General features: G+C 65.5%; 21 protein-coding genes. 13 read left to right on the top strand and 8 right to left on the bottom strand.

Features of this window, described 5'->3' with window-relative positions; translation table 11 throughout:
- The first annotated feature begins 32 nt into the window (after positions 1 to 32).
- The 3 genes from VFH65_RS19495 to VFH65_RS19485 are packed head-to-tail and all read left to right on the top strand — an operon-like array spanning position 33 to position 2,996.
- Positions 33 to 1,175 carry a hypothetical protein gene (locus VFH65_RS19495; protein WP_353323676.1) on the top strand — a complete coding sequence of 381 codons (1,143 nt, stop codon included), beginning with the start codon at positions 33 to 35 and terminating at the stop codon, positions 1,173 to 1,175.
- Between the two features lie 28 nt (positions 1,176 to 1,203).
- Positions 1,204 to 2,361 carry a hypothetical protein gene (locus VFH65_RS19490; protein WP_353323675.1) on the top strand — a complete coding sequence of 386 codons (1,158 nt, stop codon included), beginning with the start codon at positions 1,204 to 1,206 and terminating at the stop codon, positions 2,359 to 2,361.
- Positions 2,358 to 2,996 (top strand): hypothetical protein, encoded by a 639-nt coding sequence (locus VFH65_RS19485; protein ID WP_353323673.1) that lies wholly within the window; start codon positions 2,358 to 2,360, stop codon positions 2,994 to 2,996. The genes VFH65_RS19490 and VFH65_RS19485 overlap by 4 nt, the downstream gene beginning before the upstream one ends.
- Before the next feature lie 3 nt (positions 2,997 to 2,999).
- Here VFH65_RS19485 and arc read toward each other — a convergent pair whose 3' ends face one another.
- A complete protein-coding gene (arc, locus tag VFH65_RS19480; RefSeq protein WP_353323671.1) occupies positions 3,000 to 4,835 on the bottom strand; it encodes a proteasome ATPase in 1,836 nt (611 codons plus the stop codon).
- 146 nt (positions 4,836 to 4,981) lie between these two features.
- Here arc and VFH65_RS19475 point away from each other — a divergent pair, with 146 nt between their 5' ends.
- Genes VFH65_RS19475 through VFH65_RS19465 form a run of 3 tightly spaced genes read left to right on the top strand, consistent with a single transcriptional unit; the run spans position 4,982 to position 6,336 of the window.
- A complete protein-coding gene (locus VFH65_RS19475) occupies positions 4,982 to 5,473 on the top strand; it encodes a hypothetical protein (RefSeq protein ID WP_353323669.1) in 492 nt (163 codons plus the stop codon).
- Between the two features lie 7 nt (positions 5,474 to 5,480).
- A complete protein-coding gene (locus VFH65_RS19470; protein ID WP_353323667.1) occupies positions 5,481 to 6,029 on the top strand; it encodes a hypothetical protein in 549 nt (182 codons plus the stop codon).
- A 10-nt stretch (positions 6,030 to 6,039) separates the two neighbouring features.
- Complete coding sequence (locus VFH65_RS19465; protein WP_353323665.1) at positions 6,040 to 6,336, top strand: DUF503 domain-containing protein; 297 nt, start codon at positions 6,040 to 6,042, stop codon at positions 6,334 to 6,336.
- Here VFH65_RS19465 and VFH65_RS19460 read toward each other — a convergent pair.
- Positions 6,333 to 7,172: a tRNA (adenine-N1)-methyltransferase gene (locus VFH65_RS19460; protein WP_353323664.1), complete on the bottom strand. Its 840-nt coding sequence runs from the start codon at positions 7,170 to 7,172 to the stop codon at positions 6,333 to 6,335. The two genes, VFH65_RS19465 and VFH65_RS19460, sit on opposite strands and share 4 nt — an antisense overlap.
- A gap of 72 nt (positions 7,173 to 7,244) precedes the next feature.
- Between VFH65_RS19460 and VFH65_RS19455 the strand changes: the two genes are divergently transcribed.
- From VFH65_RS19455 to VFH65_RS19430, 6 genes are read left to right on the top strand one after another with little or no spacing between them, the layout of a single operon-like run.
- Positions 7,245 to 8,126 (top strand): RecB family exonuclease, encoded by an 882-nt coding sequence (locus tag VFH65_RS19455; RefSeq protein ID WP_353323662.1) that lies wholly within the window; start codon positions 7,245 to 7,247, stop codon positions 8,124 to 8,126.
- A complete protein-coding gene (locus VFH65_RS19450) occupies positions 8,123 to 8,920 on the top strand; it encodes a thioesterase family protein (protein WP_353323660.1) in 798 nt (265 codons plus the stop codon). Before VFH65_RS19455 ends, VFH65_RS19450 begins: the two co-directional genes overlap by 4 nt.
- Entirely contained in the window at positions 8,917 to 9,423 is a 507-nt protein-coding gene (locus tag VFH65_RS19445; RefSeq protein WP_353323658.1) for a DinB family protein, read from the top strand. Before VFH65_RS19450 ends, VFH65_RS19445 begins: the two co-directional genes overlap by 4 nt.
- A gap of 49 nt (positions 9,424 to 9,472) precedes the next feature.
- Complete coding sequence (locus VFH65_RS19440; protein ID WP_353323656.1) at positions 9,473 to 9,790, top strand: ArsR/SmtB family transcription factor; 318 nt, start codon at positions 9,473 to 9,475, stop codon at positions 9,788 to 9,790.
- Positions 9,787 to 10,287 (top strand): SRPBCC family protein, encoded by a 501-nt coding sequence (locus VFH65_RS19435; RefSeq protein ID WP_353323655.1) that lies wholly within the window; start codon positions 9,787 to 9,789, stop codon positions 10,285 to 10,287. The genes VFH65_RS19440 and VFH65_RS19435 overlap by 4 nt, the downstream gene beginning before the upstream one ends.
- Before the next feature lies 1 nt (position 10,288).
- The gene (locus VFH65_RS19430; protein ID WP_353323653.1) at positions 10,289 to 10,936 is read left to right on the top strand and encodes a flavodoxin family protein; all 648 of its coding nucleotides are present in this window, start codon (positions 10,289 to 10,291) and stop codon (positions 10,934 to 10,936) included.
- Here the strand turns inward: VFH65_RS19430 and VFH65_RS19425 are convergent.
- The 6 genes from VFH65_RS19425 to VFH65_RS19400 form a co-directional block, all read right to left on the bottom strand.
- The gene (locus VFH65_RS19425) at positions 10,887 to 12,257 is read right to left on the bottom strand and encodes an FAD-containing oxidoreductase (protein WP_353323651.1); all 1,371 of its coding nucleotides are present in this window, start codon (positions 12,255 to 12,257) and stop codon (positions 10,887 to 10,889) included. The two genes, VFH65_RS19430 and VFH65_RS19425, sit on opposite strands and share 50 nt — an antisense overlap.
- Before the next feature lie 10 nt (positions 12,258 to 12,267).
- Positions 12,268 to 12,750 (bottom strand): DUF4126 family protein, encoded by a 483-nt coding sequence (locus VFH65_RS19420; protein WP_353323649.1) that lies wholly within the window; start codon positions 12,748 to 12,750, stop codon positions 12,268 to 12,270.
- 69 nt (positions 12,751 to 12,819) lie between these two features.
- Positions 12,820 to 13,668: an ATP phosphoribosyltransferase gene (hisG, locus tag VFH65_RS19415; protein ID WP_353323731.1), complete on the bottom strand. Its 849-nt coding sequence runs from the start codon at positions 13,666 to 13,668 to the stop codon at positions 12,820 to 12,822.
- A gap of 8 nt (positions 13,669 to 13,676) precedes the next feature.
- On the bottom strand, positions 13,677 to 13,958 hold the full coding sequence (locus VFH65_RS19410) for a phosphoribosyl-ATP diphosphatase (RefSeq protein ID WP_353323647.1): 282 nt from the start codon (positions 13,956 to 13,958) through the stop codon (positions 13,677 to 13,679).
- 42 nt (positions 13,959 to 14,000) lie between these two features.
- Positions 14,001 to 15,521 (bottom strand): sugar porter family MFS transporter, encoded by a 1,521-nt coding sequence (locus tag VFH65_RS19405; protein ID WP_353323645.1) that lies wholly within the window; start codon positions 15,519 to 15,521, stop codon positions 14,001 to 14,003.
- Positions 15,522 to 15,579: 58 nt separating this feature from the next.
- Positions 15,580 to 16,263: an HAD family hydrolase gene (locus VFH65_RS19400; RefSeq protein WP_353323644.1), complete on the bottom strand. Its 684-nt coding sequence runs from the start codon at positions 16,261 to 16,263 to the stop codon at positions 15,580 to 15,582.
- 39 nt (positions 16,264 to 16,302) lie between these two features.
- Between VFH65_RS19400 and VFH65_RS19395 the strand changes: the two genes are divergently transcribed.
- Positions 16,303 to 17,106 (top strand): SDR family oxidoreductase, encoded by an 804-nt coding sequence (locus VFH65_RS19395; protein ID WP_353323643.1) that lies wholly within the window; start codon positions 16,303 to 16,305, stop codon positions 17,104 to 17,106.
- Positions 17,107 to 17,616 lie beyond the last annotated feature (510 nt).

Here is a 17,616-nt window from a genome sequence, read left to right as displayed (position 1 = left end):
CCTGCGACCGTGCCATCCGAGCAGGACGCGCGATGATTGACGTGACACAACGACGGGCAGCCGATGCGTGGTTCCTTGACCGAGGTCTGCCCGCCGTGCTGAGGCCCGGTGCCCTGGTCCGTCGGCTGTGGCCACGGTCGGCGCCCGCACTGGCGGGGTTCGCGGTCTTCATGGCCAACTCGGCGCTCGTGGTGGCCATCACCGGGCAACACACCATCGACATCAACGGCCATCCGACCCGAACGGACTGGTTCATCCTCGCGCTGCTCGTCCTCGTGCTGCCAGTTGCGACATTGGTCGGCTGGCTGGTTTCGCGCATCGCTACGGTGCGCGGCCGAAGCATTGCGGCGACCGTCGCGGTGACTGTTGCAGTCATCGGCGGTGTCCTCGGGGGCCCCAGCCCTCGGGTACTGGTGGACCTTGTTTTCGAAGCCGTGGTGTTCGCCGCGATTCTGGCTCTGACCGCTTGCGGCGCAGGCTCGATCTGCGGCTGGGCCGTGAAGATGACGATGTCGAATCTCGCTGCGGCGGCATCGCTGGCGACGCGGGCCCTTCCGCTGCTGTTGCTGACGATTTTGGTCTTCTTCAACGCCCCGGTGTGGCTGATGGCGGCGACGATCTCGCGTCCGCGTTTGTGGCTCGCGCTGCTGTTCCTCGTCGTGATCGCCGCGGTCTTCGTGGTATCCGTCACCGCCGACCGCGTCAGACCGATCATCCAGACAGGCGATCCGAGTGACGACCACTCAGCGAGACTGACAGGAACACCGTTCGAGACGATGCCGGATCCGGCGAGTATTCGTCCGCTGGGCCGCGCCGAGCGGCTCAACGTCCTGTTCGTCGTCGCCGCATCGCAACTCAGCCAGATCGTGATCATCGCGGCAATGACCGCCCTGCTCTTTTTGATCCTCGGTCTGATCCTGGTCTCCCCCGAACTGCTCGCGGCGTGGACGCGCAACGGCCGCAGCGACGGCACCCTGCTCGGTATGACGATCCCGGTGCCGGATTCGTTGATTCAGATAACGTTCTTCCTGGGCGCGCTGACATTCATGTACATCAGCGCCAGGACCGTCAGCGACGCCGAGTACCGGACACGGTTCTTCGATCCGCTCGTCGACGATCTGCGGCTCACGTTGAGAGCCCGCAACAGGTATCGCGCGGCCGTCACGGCGCGCTGACCCGCCGACGCCGTCGCAATCGCGCACAATGTTGCCCGTGTCCGACATGCGGCAGGTCCACGAATGGTTCCTGCATCGCGGTCTTCCCCTGGTGCTAACCCGGCGCGTCCGCTCCCGGGCGTTGATCGAGCGGTCCGCCCCGATGGTCAGCGGTGTCGGCGCGGTGATCGCCGCAACGATGATGCTGGCCGAACTGACCGATGGCGACCCCGACCTCGGATATGTGATCCGGCTCGGCGTCCTCACGTTGCTTCTGATCGCCGCCCCGTTCGCGCTGTATCTGCTGCATCAACTGGACACCACCCTCGGTGAGGCCGGCAGGCGATCGGCGGCGCTGTTGGTGATGGCGCTGTTCGTGTTCGGGCTTCCGTTCGCCGACAGTGGATTCTCGGGGATCGCCGCCGCTGAGGCGTTTGGGTTCGCCATTGTGGCGCTGCTGGCCGTTTGGCTGACGTACCTCGGCTTCGGCGCGATCGTCTTGTGGGCGTTCCGGTTTGCGATCGTGCAGTTCGGTGCGCTTGGCACGCTGATGAGCCGTGCACTGCCATTGCTCATGCTGACGGTGGTCGTGTACTTCACCGGGGAGCTGTGGCAGTTGGCCGCCCGGATGACTCGTCAAAGACTTTGGCAGACAGTCGGATTCCTGGCGTTAGTGGCGATTTTGTTCATGGTCACCACGATTCGGGACGAGATCCTCGCGTTGCGGGAGGACCGCGCCGAGCAGGACGATCCGGCCAAGCTGCTTGCCGACACCCCGTTGGCCATTGGTTCAGACCACCAGCCCGCCCGTACCCCGCTGTCGCTGGCAGAGCAGGTCAACGTCGTGGCCGTCATGGTGGTGGCGCAGGCGATCCAGGTGGTGTTCTTCACTGCCGGACTCTTCGCGTTCTTCATGGCGTTGGGCATCATCGCGATACCCGACGACGTAACAGTCCTGTGGTCCGCGGAAGAAGGCTGCCCCGTTGGCGAGCCGCCCTGTGCGGGAACGTGGTTCGGCATCCACATACCGATACCGCAGACCGTCGTACACACGTCGCTTTTCGTCGCGGTGTTGTCCGGGCTGTACTTCACGGTGAGCACGAGCGTCGATCCGCTGTACCGCCAACGATTCTTCGACCCGCTGGTCGCCGACGTGGCTGTGAGCCTGGCCGGCCGCGACGCCTATCTGGAGATGGAGAAACCGTGACCGGCAACGACGTCACCCTGACCCACGGCGTGTTCGGAAAGCGCTACGGAGAGGTGCTTCTCGTCCACAGTGGCCAGTCAGGACCCGAGGCCACGGTCTACAACACCTTTCCGCTCAACGACTGTCCGGCCGAGCTGTGGCAGAAGCTGGACCCGCAGGCCATCGCGGCGGAGAACGGCGCGGCGGCCGCATTGCTGAACGGACCGCGATACTGGCTGATGGACAGCATCGGCAAGAGTGGCCGGGACACCTTGGAACGCAAAGCCTTCGGGGGTATCGAGATGCTGCGGCAAGCCACCGTGGTGCTCGCGTCGATGAATCCGTCGCCCTACTCGGTCAATCGCGTGAATCGGAAGGCGGTGTTCATATTCGACGCGGGCCGCGAAGTCTACGAGCTCATCGACCCCGAAGGGCAGCGCTGGGTGATGCAGACGTTCAGCCAGACAGTCGATCCCTCGCTGTCGCAGTCCGACCTGCCGGGTTTGGCGAAGCGCCTTTCCCTGCCCACCGGCTGGACCTTCCAGCCGCGCACGCTGACGTCCGCGCTACGAATCGACACCACAACCGCGGACGCATGCGTCACCCAGGACGACATGGCCAACAGCTATTCGCTGCGCGCGCAGACCCGTGACTGACCGCTACAGGTACTGACCCAGGTTCGACTCGGTGTCGATCGCGCGTGATGCGCTCGAGCTCTTGCCGGTGACCAGCGTGCGGATGTAGACGATCCGCTCGCCCTTCTTGCCCGAAATCCGCGCCCAGTCATCGGGATTCGTGGTGTTGGGCAGGTCTTCGTTCTCGGCGAACTCGTCGACGATCGAGTCGAGCAGATGCTGGATACGCAGACCGGGCTGACCGGTCTCCAGCACCGACTTGATCGCGTTCTTCTTCGCGCGGTCCACGACGTTCTGAATCATCGCACCGGAGTTGAAGTCCTTGAAGTACATGACTTCCTTGTCGCCGTTGGCGTAGGTGACCTCAAGGAACCGGTTGTCGTCGATCTCGGCGTACATGCGGTCGACGACCTTTTCGATCATGGCCTTGAGGCAGGCCCCGCGATCGCCGCCGAACTCGGCGAGGTCGTCGGCGTGCACCGGCAGCTCCTCGACGAGGTACTTCGAGAAGATGTCTTGCGCCGCTTCGGCATCCGGCCGTTCGATCTTGATCTTGACGTCCAACCGGCCAGGCCGAAGGATCGCCGGATCGATCATGTCCTCACGGTTGGAGGCGCCGATCACGATGACGTTCTCCAGCCCCTCGACGCCGTCGATCTCGCTCAGCAGCTGCGGGACCACGGTGGTCTCCACGTCCGAGCTGACGCCGGTGCCGCGGGTGCGGAAGATGGAGTCCATCTCGTCGAAGAACACGATCACCGGGGTGCCTTCGGAGGCCTTCTCGCGAGCCCGCTGGAAGATCAGCCGGATGTGGCGCTCGGTCTCACCGACGAACTTGTTCAGCAGCTCCGGGCCCTTGATGTTGAGAAAGTAGGACTTCGCCTCGCGGGCGTCGTCACCACGGACCTCGGCCATCTTCTTGGCCAGCGAGTTGGCGACGGCCTTGGCGATCAGCGTCTTACCGCAGCCGGGCGGGCCGTAGAGGAGCACGCCCTTGGGCGGGCGCAGCGAGTACTCGCGGTACAGCTCCTTGTGCAGGAACGGCAGCTCGACGGCGTCGCGGATCTGCTCGATCTGCCTGCCAAGGCCGCCGATGTCGTTGTAGCTGACGTCGGGAACCTCTTCGAGGACCAGATCCTCGACCTCGGCCTTGGGGATGCGCTCGAACGCGTATCCGGCCTTGGTGTCGACGAGCAGCGAGTCGCCGGGCCGCAGCTTCCGTGGCCGCAGATCGTCGTCGTCTTCGTCGTCGTCGTAGCTTTCCGGCAGGTGCTCGGCGGCCACCAACGGCTCGGCGAGCCAGACGATGCGCTCCTCGTCGGCATGGCCGACCACCAGCGCGCGGTGCCCGTCGGAGAGGATCTCGCGCAGCGTGCTGATCTCGCCGACGGATTCGAAGTTGCCGGCCTCGACCACTGTGAGCGCTTCGTTGAGGCGGACGGTCTGGCCCTGCTTCAGTGACTTGGTGTCGATGTTCGGGGAGCAGGTCAGGCGCATTTTGCGGCCGGAAGTGAACACATCGACGGTGTCGTCTTCCTGAACGCCGAGCAGCACGCCGTAACCGCTGGGAGGCTGACCCAGCCGATCGACCTCTTCACGCAACGCCAGCAACTGCTGGCGAGCCTCTTTGAGGGTTTCCATCAACTTGGCGTTACGGGCGGCGAGCGAGTCAATCCGCGCCTCCAGCTGGTGCACATCCCGCGCGCTGCGCAGTCCGCTCTGCGGACCTACCGCGTTCTCCAGCTGCTCGCGCAGAACGGAAGCCTCACGACGCAACTCTTCCAACTCGGCAGCATCATCGCTGGACATGGGGGCCGAGAAACCGTCTGGGTAGGCTTCCGAACGCTCTGACTCACTCATGTTGCGCTCCCTCCCGCACCGAATATTGGTGCAGTAACAACTTCAACGCTACCGGCGATTCAGCCTTTGTGTGCGGTGTAGGAATTCGACACACCAGCAACACTTGTTAACCTCTGAGAACAGCTGGGCCCATCGAAAGGAAAACCGTGACCCTGAAAAGCCTCGTTACCGGCGTGGCAGCAGCCGCACTAGTAGGCGGAGCGGCGGCAGGTGTGACTTCCATTGCATCCGGCACGATTTCTGCCGCGCCGGCCGTGCAGCCTGTTGTGTTCGACATCCCGCTGCCGCAGGCGCCGGCACCCGAGCTGGAGGCTCCGCTGCTTCAGACGCTTCAGGCACTCGGCGCGCCCGGATTGTCGGCCAGTAAGGCGCCCTACATCCAGGGAGGCATCGGCCGGATAGAAGGCCGGGTCGCCGACTCGAAGTTGCGTGAGGCACAGGCCGACGGCAAGTTCCCGCTGTCGTTCACCCTGGCGAACGTCAACCAGAACGGCGCCGTGGTCACCGCGGACGTCACCGCGACGGCTGCCACCGGCGGTGTCGCGAGCCAGAACATCACGTTCGTTCCTGGCCCCAGCCCCACCGGCTGGCAGATGTCCAAGGACTCGCTCATGGCGCTGATGTCGGCTGTCGGCTAGGCAGCCGGTGCGTCGCACCACACGTGCAGCAGTCCTGAGCGCCGTCGCTATCGCGGCGGCGCTCGGGCTATCCGGGTGTGGTGGTGACGACAAGTCCGGCCAGCCCGCGGCTGTCGAGTCACCGCCGCCGATCACCAAGCCACCAGCGGCGCCGGTTTCGCCGCCGCCCGCGATGGATCCACTGCCGCCGCCCACGGCACTTACCGACGTGATGGCCCGGCTGGCAGACGTCAATGTCCCCGGCGCCGACAAGGTGGCCCTCGTCGAACACGCGACGGCCGACGACGCTGCGGCACTGGACCGGTTCGGCCGTGCACTGCGCGACGGCGGGTTCACGCCATTGACCTTCGAGGCCACCGACCTCACGTGGTCCCAAGCCCATCCGGGCAATGTCGTCGCCAACATCATCATCAAGACCGCCAACCGTCAGGCTGGTGGCGACTTCACGTTCCCGATGGAGTTCAGCCCGACCCACGGCTCCTGGCAGGTGACCCGGCAGACCGCCGACATGCTGCTGCAGCTGGGCCAGGAGCCGACGGCAACACCGACTCGCTGAGCCAGCAGGCATGTGGATCGGCTGGCTGGAGTTCGACCTGCTGCTTGGCGACGTGCGTTCGCTCAAGCAGAAGCGATCGACGATCCGTCCCGTAATCGCCGAACTGCAGCGCCGATTCGCAGTGTCGGCCGCCGAGACCGGCTCGCAAGATCTGCACCGCCGCGCGAATGTCGGCATGGCTGTGGTGGCCGCGGATCGCGCGCACGTGGTCGACGTGCTGGACGCCGCCGAACGATTGGTGGCGTCGCGTCCTGAGATGGAGTTGTTGTCCGTGCGCCGCGCGCTTCGCCGCGGCACCGACGACTAGACGCTGCCGCCGATCTGGCGCTTGCGCCGCAGCGGCATGGGCGTGACGGCGCCCGGCGCCAATTTGCGCACGTTGATCAGAAATGCCGTGTGGCCCCGCATCGTGTGTTGTGGGCGCACGGCGAGGCCGACGACATGCCAGCCGCGCTGCATGCTCTCCCACGCGCGCGGCTCGGTCCAGCACTGCTGCTCGCGCAGCGCCTCCACGGTCCGCGACAGCTGGGTGACGGTCGCGACGTAGATCATCAGGACGCCGCCTGCCACCAGTGCGCCTGCGACGGCATCAAGGACTTCCCACGGCCCCAACATGTCGAGCACGACCCTGTCCACCTCCGGACCGTCGTACGCCGCGACGTCCGCGATCACCAGCTCCCAGTTCGCCGGGCGCTCACCGAAGAACGTCTCGACGTTGCGCGCAGCTTGCGGGGCGTGGTCGTCGCGTACCTCGTAGGAGATCACGCGGCCCTCGGGCCCGACGGCGCGCAGCAGCGAGCATGTCAGCGCCCCGGAACCGGCACCGGCCTCCAACACCCGCGCGCCGGGAAAGATGTCGCCTTCGTGCACGATCTGCGCCGCGTCTTTGGGATACACGACCTGGGCACCGCGCGGCATCGACATCACGTAGTCCACGAGCAGCGGCCGCAGCACCAGGAATTGGTCGCCGCTGGTTGACTTGACCACACTGCCCTCAGGCAGCCCGATCACGGTGTCGAGGGCGATCAGGCCACGGTGGGTGTGAAACTCACCGCCGGGCGTCAACAACATCGTGTAGTGCCGGCCTTTGGCGTCGGTGAGCTGCACTCGATCACCGACGGCGAACGGACCGGTCCTTGGCACAGCGCAAGCCTGCCAGTAGACGCGCCGCGACGGGTGCGCGGGGTTGTCGGAGGGCCGTCCTACGCTGCTGTTATGAGTGACGAGCCCGCCCCGCGGCGTCCGGCGCTGTCGCCATCGCGAGCCAGTGACTTCAAACAGTGCCCGCTGCTGTACCGGTTCCGCGCGATCGACCGGCTGCCAGAGCCTTCGTCCACCGCGCAGGTTCGGGGCTCGGTGGTGCACGCCGCCCTGGAGCAGCTTTACGGCCTGCCCGCCGCCGAGCGTGGCCGCGACACCGCGATGACGCTCGTCGACCCCGCTTGGGAGCGTATCGTCGCCGAGCAGCCCGACCTGGCCGACGACATCGAACCGGCGCTGCGGGCCGAGCTGCTCGACGAGGCGCGCGCGCTGCTATCGGGTTACTACCGGCTCGAGGACCCGACGCGGTTCGACCCGCAGTGTTGCGAGCAGCGTGTCGAGGTCGAACTCGAAGACGGCACACTGCTGCGCGGGTTCGTCGACCGCATCGATGTCGCGCCCACCGGCGAGCTGCGCGTCGTCGACTACAAGACCGGCAAGGCGCCGCCGGAGGCCCGGGCGCTCGCCGAGTTCAAGGCCATGTTCCAGATGAAGTTCTACGCGGTCGCGTTGCTGCGGTCGCGGGGCGTGCTCCCCGCCCGGTTGCGGTTGCTGTACCTGGCCGACGGCCAGATCCTCGACTACTCCCCCGACCTCGACGAGCTGCTGCGCTTCGAGAAGACCCTGATGGCGATTTGGCGCGCGATCCAATCCGCCGGTGTGACAGGCGATTTCCGTCCGCATCCGTCGCGGCTGTGCGACTGGTGTGCCCACCACTCACACTGTCCGGCGTTCGGCGGCACTCCGCCCCCGTATCCGGGTTGGCCGGAAAAGCTCGACGAGGGCTCGGCCTCCGAAGACGACACAGTGCTGCGCTCCGCGGAGCCTGCTGCGTGATCGGCGCTCACTACCGTCGGCTGCAGGCCGACGGCGACTTTCAAGTGTTCGAATCCACTGACGGCACCCGCAGCAACTGGGATCCCGAAATCCAGCACGGTTCACCGCCGCTGGCCCTGATGACCAAGCTCGTCGAGGAGCTCGCCGTAGACACCGGATTGCGTGTCGGGCGGTTGACCCTGGACATCCTCGGCGCGATCCCCGTTGCGCCAGTGCGGGTTCGCGCGTGGGTGCAGCGGCCCGGTTCACGCATCTCGATGATGGCTGCCGAGATGTCGGCGCCGCGTCCGGACGGGAGCCACCGCGCGGTCGCCCGGTTGAGCGCGTGGCTACTGGCCACAAGCGACACCACCGACGTCGTCACCGATCGCTTTCCCCCGCTGGTCGAAGGTGATCCGATTGCGGTGCCGCACAGCTGGGAAGGCGCAACCGGATACCTCGAAGCGGTGAGCTGGCGCAGGCAGCTCACCGCTGAGGGCGAGGCCGCCGTGGTGTGGCTCAGTCCGCTCGAGCACTTGGTCGACGACGAGGTGATGACCGACCTGCAGCGGCTGGCGTTGGTGGCCGATTGCGCCAACGGAGCCGGCGCGGCACTGGATCCCGAGCAGTTCATGTTTATGAACACCGACACGGTCGTGCACCTACACCGGTTACCCGCAGGCAATGACTTCGCGCTGCGCTCGCGGGGGTCGATCGGCCCGGACGGAATCGGCGTCACAAGCGCGGAAATCTTTGACCGCCAAGGGTTTATCGGCAATGTGGCGCAGACGCTGTTGGTGCAGCGGCGGCCATGATCGACGGTTTGCTTTGGCAGTTCGATCTCGCTTGGGCGCTGGCCGACCTGCACCTGTCGGCGCTCGTCGACGATGACTTCATGTGGGAGCCTGCGCCACTGTGTTGGACGGTACGCCCCGACGCCGACGGTGTGTGGCGGCCCGACTGGGCTGACTACGAGCCCGACCCGCTGCCGGTGCCCACGATCGGATGGCTGACGTGGCACATCGACTGGTGGTGGTCGGTGACCATCGACCACCTGACCGGTGCGACGCCCCGCGACCGCACGGACGTCACATGGCCGGGCAGCGGTGCCGCCGCGGTGGCGCGCCTGCGCGAGTTGTCAGCGAGCTGGCGCGAAGTCCTCGCCAACGCTGACGACCTGGGCGCTCCGTCGTCGTTTCCATGGAGCGCCGACGCCGGACGGACCGTCGCGCACACCGTGCTGTGGGTCAATATCGAACTGACCAAGAACATCTCGGAGATCGGGCAGCTGCGCCTGCTTCGCGCCGCTCGCGGCTGAGAGTCTATATTTGCTTGCGTCTATATAGACGTTCTGCAATACTGGTCTCATGGATGTTTTCGAAGCGGTCGCCGAACCGAGTCGGCGCGCGCTGCTCGACGCACTCCTCGACGGTGAACGCACGGCAGGCGAACTGGTCGAGACCCTTCCCGGCCTCACCCAGCCGACGGTGTCACGGCATCTGCGTGTCCTACGCGAAGTCGGGCTTGTCGAGGTCCGCCCCGACGCCCAGCGCCGGATCTATGCACTGCGCGCCGACGGACTCGTCGCGATCGACGACTGGATCGACCGATACCGCCGCTACTGGGCCGATCACCTCGATGCCCTCGAGCGACACCTGCAACGCAAGCACAAGGAGTCACGATGAGTGGACCCGCTGGGCGACTGACGGTCGACGGCGACCGTGCAGTGCTGAACTTCGAACGGCGCCTGCCGTTTCCAATCGACATCGTCTGGTCGGCGATCACCGATCCGAACGAACGCGAGCAGTGGTTCGGCGAGACGACGATCGATGCCCGCGAAGGCGGGATGATCGAAATGGTGGCAACGGGTCCGCCGTTGCCACCCGAACGCAAGCGCATGACCGGCCGCATACTCGTCTGGGACCCACCCAATGTCCTCGAACACGAATGGAAGCAACCGATCGTCGAGGACGGTGTGGTGCGCTACGAATTAACCGCCGACGGTGACGGCACCCTGCTCCGGTTCACTCATCGAGGCCTCGGCGTGCGGAATGCCAGCGGGTTCCTCGCCGGCACCCACGCCTACCTCGATCGCCTGGCGGCCTACCTGTCCGGCACGGAAATGCCGGATTGGACAACGCGGCGCCAGGAAGTCAATCAATTCCGACAGGAGTCGAATTAGAATGCTGCACAACGGTTCTCATATAGCCGCACCAGAATTGGCGATCGCCTACCACTCGGGATTCGGGCACACCGCGGTGCTGGCCAACGCCGTCGCGGCCGGCGCCAGGGAGGCCGGCGCCGCCGTGAGCGTCATCGCCGTCGACCGCATGACCGATGCACAGTGGGATCTGCTCGACGCCGCCGACGGCATCGTGTTCGGCAGCGCGACGTATATGGGCAACGTGTCGGCCGGCTTCCAGACATTCGCCGAACAAACCGGACGCCGCTGCATGAACGGCAGCTGGCGGGACAAGGTCGCGGCAGGGTTCACGAACTCCGGAGCCAAGAGCGGCGACAAGGTCAACACCCTGGTGTCGATGGCCGTCTTCGCCGCCCAGCACCACATGCATTGGGTGAATCTCGGTTTGGGCGCGGGCTGGAACAGTTCGACGGGCAGCGAGGACGACCTCAACCGGCTCGGCTTCTGGCTGGGTGCGGGTGCCCAGACCGACGTCGACGCCAACCCCGACCAGGTGCACCCCTCCGATGTGCGGACATGCCACCACCTCGGCTACCGGGTCGCGTTGGTGACGCGCCAGCTCAACGTCGGCCGGTCCGCTACTGCAGCGGCTTCAGCTCCTGCAGCATCGTCGGGACCAACTCGCTGACCGTCGGATGGATGTGCATGGTGCGCGAGATCGCGGTGTAGGGCTTCTTGGCAGTCATGATGTCCAGGATCGCGTGGATGACCTCGTCGCCGCCGACGCCGAGAATCGCCGCGCCGAGGATTTCCTCCGTCTCCGCGTCGACAACCACCTTCATGAAACCCTGGGTCTCGCCCTTCTCCACCGCACGCCCAACCCGGGTCATGGGCCGCTTGCCCACCAACGCTTTTCGGCCTGATTTGCGTACCCGGTCGACCGTCATGCCCGCACGCCCCAGCGGCGGATCGATGTACAGCGCGTAGGTGGTTATCCGATCGCTCACTCTGCGCGGGTCGTCGTCGAGCAGGTTGGCGGCGACGATCTCGAAGTCGTTGTATGAGGTGTGCGTGAACGCACCTCGCCCGTTGCAGTCGCCCATCGCCCAGATGTGCTCGACGTTGGTGCGCAGCTGGTCATCGACGATGATGAAGCCGCGCTCATCGGTCGTCACCCCAGCTTTGTCCAGTCCTAAGTCATCGGTATTGGGTGCACGCCCGACCGCGACCAATAGGTGTGTGCCCTCGATAGGTTCGGCGCCCTCGCTGGGAACTACCTCAAATCCGTTGTTGCGCTTGGTGAATCGAATAGCATTGGCGCCGACGACGACGTTGATGCCTTCGGCTTCCAGAATCTCCTTGATGGCCGCCGAAACGTCCTCGTCTTCCCGCGACGTCAGGCGGGGACCCTTTTCGATCACCGTGACACGCGCACCGAAGCGGCGGTACATCTGCGCGAACTCAAGGGCGATGTAGCTGCCGCCGATGATCACGAGATGCTCTGGGAGCGTGTCGAGTTCCATGATCGACACGTTGGTCAGGTAGTCGATGTCGGACAGCCCTGGCATGTCGGGCGCCACCGCGCGGCCGCCGACGTTCAGGAAGATCCTGTCGGCCTCCAGCACCTGCCCGTCAACGCGCATCGTGTGCGGAGTTTCAAAGCGGGCGTGCCCGCGGATGAACGTACAACCGGCCATCCCGTCGATCCACGACTCGAGGCCGTGCCTGTCGTCGAGCATGATTTTGTCCTTGCGCGCCTTCACCTTCGCCATGTCGACGGTGATTTCGCCTGTGCCAACGCCGTATTCGGCGCCGCGGCGGGCCAGGTGGGCCGCGTGGGCGCTGGCCACCAGCGTCTTGGTCGGGATGCAGCCGTAGTTGACGCAGGTGCCGCCGACCAGTTGGCGTTCGATGACGGCAACTTTTTGGCCCGCCTGCGTGAGCCTGCCTGCCAGCGGTGGACCTGCCTGGCCGGCACCGACGATGATCGCGTCGAATTTTTCTGTCACTGTGGGCCGTTCAGAGGAGGCTGACGAGGAACGCGATCAGGAAACCGCCCCCGACGGCCACGATGTCCTCGAGTATCGCGCCAGGGCGATCCTGCCCATCGCGCGCCGATGCCAGACGCTGACGCGCCTCGGCGCCAGCCATCGTGCCGAGGACGGCGCCGACGATACCTGCCCCGATTGCGCTGAAGGTATGGAAGAACGCGCTGCCTATGATCGCGCCGGCGAAGGCACCCATCAGCAGTCGAGTGATGAACTGTGGCGCAGTCTTACGGCTCGGGGTCTTAGGCAGCTGGTCGGTGACCAACTCGACCAGCAGAAAAATGGTCAGAATCGTGACGGTGATCGGATGTGCTATCCACTCCGACCACTTGCCTTCGACGTCGATCCAGCCCAGGAACGCACCCCAGGCCACCACCGCGGGTGCGGTCAAGGCCCGCAGGCCGGCGATCACGCCGATCAGTAGAGCGAGCACGATAACGAGGACCTGTGTCATGGCAACCTCTCGGACCGGTGAAAACGACACCCGGACGCTAACACGCAAATTGACGCGGGACGCGCCGAATCAGAAGCGGCAGAACCTGATGTCGGAGGCCAGGATCGCCTTGGCCCCGATTGCCGCGATCTCGTCCATGATGGCGTTGACATCGCGACGCGGCACCAGCGCGCGCACCGCGACCCACGCCGGATCGGCGAGCGGGGCGATAGTGGGCGACTCCAGCCCCGGTGTGACAGCGGTCGCCGCGTCGAGCACGGTGCGCGGGCAGTCGTAATCCAGCATCAGGTACTGCTGGCCGAACACCACGCCCTGAACCCTCGCCGCCAGTTGATCGCGCGCGGCCGCACTTTCGGTGCTGGCGTTTTCGCTTTCGATCAGCACGGCCTCCGAATCGCACAGCGGATCGCCGAAGGCCACCAGGTCATGCAGTCCAAGTGTGCGGCCCGAGCCCACCACGTCGGCGATGGCGTCGGCAACACCGAGTTGCACCGAAATCTCCACGGCGCCGTCGAGCCGGATGACCGCTGCGTCAATCCCACGCGCCGCCAAGTCTTTTCGCACCAGATGGGGAAAAGATGTGGCGATCCGCTTGCCAGCGAGGTCCTCGACACGCCATTCGCGTCCGGCAGGCGCCGCGTATCGGAAGGTCGATCCCCCGAAGCCCAGTGCAAGTCGCTCGCGGACCGGTGCATCGGATTCCTGCGCGAGGTCGCGACCCGTGATGCCGAAGTCCAGCTGTCCCGAACCGACGTAGATCGCGATGTCCTTAGGTCGCAGGAAGAAGAACTCCACGTTGTTGGCCGGGTCGAGGACGGTGAGGTCTTTGAGGTCCCGACGCCGGCGGTACCCGGCCTCCGACAGGATTTCGGCGGCGGGTTCGGATAGCGCGCCCTTGTTGGGCACGGCGACGCGCAGATTGCCGTTCACAGTTTCGCGTAGACGTCGTCGAGGGTCAGACCGCGAGAGATCATCAGGACCTGCGTCCAGTACAGCAACTGGCTGATCTCATCGGCCAGCGCTTGGTCGCTCTCGTGTTCGGCGGCCAGCCACACCTCGCCGGCCTCCTCGAGGATCTTCTTGCCAAGCCCGTGCACGCCGCCGTCGAGCGCGGCGACGGTGCCGCTACCGGCGGGCCGGGTGCGGGCACGCTCGGTGAGTTCGGCGAACAGGTCCTCGAAGGTCTTCACGGCACGCGATTGTTTCACGCGCACGCGAGCGAAGTCACGGCGGTTTCGCCGCGACGGACATCAGTGGGCAGCGGGATGCGCGGCATGGGCCTCGCGATGCATGTCTTCGAGGTGCATGCCCTTGGTCTCCTCCACCCACTGCCAGACGAACGCGAACGACAACAACGCGCACACCGCGTAGAAGCCGTACGCGGCGCCAAGGTGATCGCGCAACCCGGGGAAGGTCACGGTGATCAACCAGTTGGCGACCCATTGGCCCGCCGCGGCGAGGCCGAGCGCGGCCGCCCGGATGCGGTTGGGGAACATCTCACCGAGCAGCACCCACACCATCGGCCCCCACGACATGCCGAACGCGACCACAAAGAGGTTGGCGGCGATCAGGGCTATCGGACCGGAGGCGCCAGGCAGGATCGGCACCAACTCCCCTTCGGCGTTGGGCTGCAGTTCTGCGACGAGGCCGAAGATGACCGCCATCGTGCCCAACGTGACCGCCATCCCGATCGAACCAACGAGCAGCAGCGGTTTACGGCCGACCTTGTCCACCAGCGCGATCGCGATCAGCGTGGTCGCGATGTTGGTCACCGACGTGATGACCGTGATGATGAACGCGGCGCTTTCGCCGAATCCCACGGCCTCCCAAAGGATGTTGGAGTAATAGAAGATCACGTTGATGCCGACGAACTGCTGGAACACCGACAACCCCAAGCCCACCCAGACGATGCCGTAGATGCCACCGGTCGGCTTACGCAAGTCGCTCCATGACGGCGGCTTCTCGGCTTTCAGCGACTCCTGGATTCGGGTGATCGTGAGCTCGAGAGCCTTCTCACCGAGCAATACCGACAAGACCTTGCGTGCCTCAGGAATGCGGTATTTCGCAACGAGGTAGCGGGGTGATTCCGGAATGGTGTAGGCCAGCACACCGTAGAGCAGGGCCGGGAGCGCCATCGCGATGAACATCCAGCGCCAGGCCTCCAGCCCCAACCACAACTCTTCGCCGGAACCACCGGCTAGCGCCGCCAGCAGGTAGTCGATTGCCAGTGACAGGAAGATGCCAGTCACGATCGCCAACTGTTGCAGCGAGCCGAGCCTTCCGCGGATGCGCGGCGGCGAGGTTTCCGCGATGTACATCGGAGCTATGACGGAGGCCACGCCGACGCCGATACCGCCGACGATCCGGAAGACGACCAGCATCCAGACGCCACTCGGCAGCCCGAAGTAATGGTCGTCGTTGCTGCCGATGAAATTGTAGGAGAGGCCCGCACCGATCGCGCTGATCAAGAACAGAAGCGCCGCGATCTTCATGACGGCCACCCGGCCGATCCGGTCGGCGAGCCTGCCTGCGGTGACAGCGCCAAGAGCCGCCCCTAGCAACGCCGACGCTACGGCGAAGCCGAGCTTGAACCCGCCGACGCCGAACTCATCCTCGATCGCCGAGACCGCGCCGTTGATCACCGCGCTGTCATAGCCGAACAGCAGGCCACCGAGGGCGGCTACCGACGCGATACGGATCACGCGGCCGGCATGCTCGGTTTCTTCGTACTCCACACTGGCTGCGGAATCGCCAACAGGTCCGTGAGTCATGTGACACCCTTCCGCAGCGTTGCGTGATGGAAGTCACAGTCAATCACTTACGGCCACGTCAGGCGGTGCGTTCTCCGAACTGTGTGCTGAGTTCGGCGAAAACCTGCCGCAGGTCGGTGACGGCCACTTCCGCGAGCGAGGAGATGTGCCGACGCCGCGGTCCTGGGGGCACCGCTACGTCGTTGGGTACCACCAACACCGGGCATCCGGCGCCTTCGGCGGCCGTGGTGCCGGTGACCGAGTCCTCGATGGCAAGGCACGCCGACGGCGGCAAGTCCAGCAGTGCCGCCGCCCGCTGATAGGGGTCAGGCGCGGGTTTGCCACTCGGTACCTCGTCGCCGCACACGGTGGCAGAAAAGTAGTGGCGTCCAATGCTGTTCAACGCGCTCTCGGTGAGCGCGCGCTGGGTGTTGGTGACCAACGCCATGGGGGTTCCTTCGGCGGCAAGCGCTTCCAACAACTCCTGCGCGCCATCGCACCACGGCAACCCGCCCGCGAACAGCTCAGCGGTGTACTCGTGCAGCCAGCGGTCGGAGTCGGCCATCGCCACCGGGTCCATGGCCAAACCGAGGTCGGTGTAGACGGTCCGGATGGTGTCCTCGGCCGAGCCGCCCACCATCGATGCCCGGACTTGCGGTGTTAGCGTGCCGCCGAGCTCGGTGTACAACGCCGCCAGCGAGACGTCCCAGAGCTTTTCGGAATCGACGAGGGTGCCATCCATGTCGAACAGCACCGCTTGCATGCCCACGATTCTGTCATGGGTACCACGTAGCGTGAAATCATGACCATTCTCGTGACGGGTGCTACTGGGAACATCGGCCGCCGCATTGTTGATCACCTGATCGACTTGGGCGCCAACGATATCCGCGCGTTGACCAAGAACCCAGCCAGGGCCAAGCTGCCCGACGGTGTGGATACCATCACCGGCTACCTCGGCGATCCTGAGTCGCTGCCCGCGGCTCTTGACGGCGTGGAACGGGTCTATCTGGCGCCGCTGCCGCAGACGCTGGACGCCACGCTCGACCTGATAAAGAAGGCAGGGGTTGAGTACGTCGTCGCGCTCTCGGGCGGTGCGCACTGGCAAGAACACTCCGACACCATCACAGCGTCCGGTGTGGTCAACACCCAGCTGGGGCCTGGGGAGTTTCTGGAGAACTTCGCGATGTGGTCCGAGCCCATCAAGGCCACGCGCACGGTCCGCGAGCCATATCCGTCCGTGGTCGAGGCGCCGATCTCGATGGACGACATCGCCCGCGTGGCCGCAACGCTTTTGGTCAAGCCCGAGCAATCGCATTACGGCCGGTCCTACGAGCTCACCGGGCCGCAGGCGCTGACGCGTGCGCAGATCGCCGAGCAGATCGGCGTCGGTATCGGCGTGAACGTCACCTTCGAGCAGTGCAGCAGGGCCGAGGCCGAGGAGGCGCTGCGTCCAGTCATGGGTGACGAAGTCGGTTGGTATCTCGAATTGATTGCCGACGGCGTCGCCGACGCTCAGCAGGCCAATGGGTTCGTTGCCGAGCTGACAGGAACCCCCGCCGAATCGGTCGCTCAGTGGGCGGCGCGCAACGCCGAGTTGTTCCGGTGATGCTTTAGAACGAAACGCCGCCAGCTCTCCGAGCGCGCCTTCGCGCCCGCCATCATGCACACTAACCCCCGCGGCCCTTGGGTCGAACTTCCTTCTGTCGCAAGAGGAAGCATCGGCCAAGGGCTGCGCTCACGGTCAACTGGGGTCAGCCTTCGCTAGCGACCATTCCCTGCGCGTGGAGCAGGAATCCCGTTATGCGGTTGATCGCCAATCGACCGGGCGTTCTGTGGCGGTGAGAAGACCAGCGAGCGCCGACCGAGCTTTCTGGAGTGTGGAGATCTTGTTGTCGACGCCACGAAGCTGTTCACGCGGTGTCGGCGCCGCATCCCCGCGCGCGATGCTGGCGGGGCGTCGGCGATGCTGTGGGCGTGGAGTACGTGTCCAGAGTGCCGCGACCGCCGCTGGACGGGCTGATCGACGACCTTTACTACCTGGAGGGTGCGCCGCCGTACGCCCGGCTGACGCTGCCGCCGCCGGCGGCGTTGCTCATCGTCAACCTCGGGGCGCCGT

It is taken from the genome of Mycobacterium sp. (assembly GCF_035697385.1).
Taxonomy (GTDB): Bacteria; Actinomycetota; Actinomycetes; order Mycobacteriales; family Mycobacteriaceae; genus Mycobacterium.
Note: the sequence above shows the minus strand (reverse complement) of the source record. Positions and strands in the feature narration are given on the sequence as shown.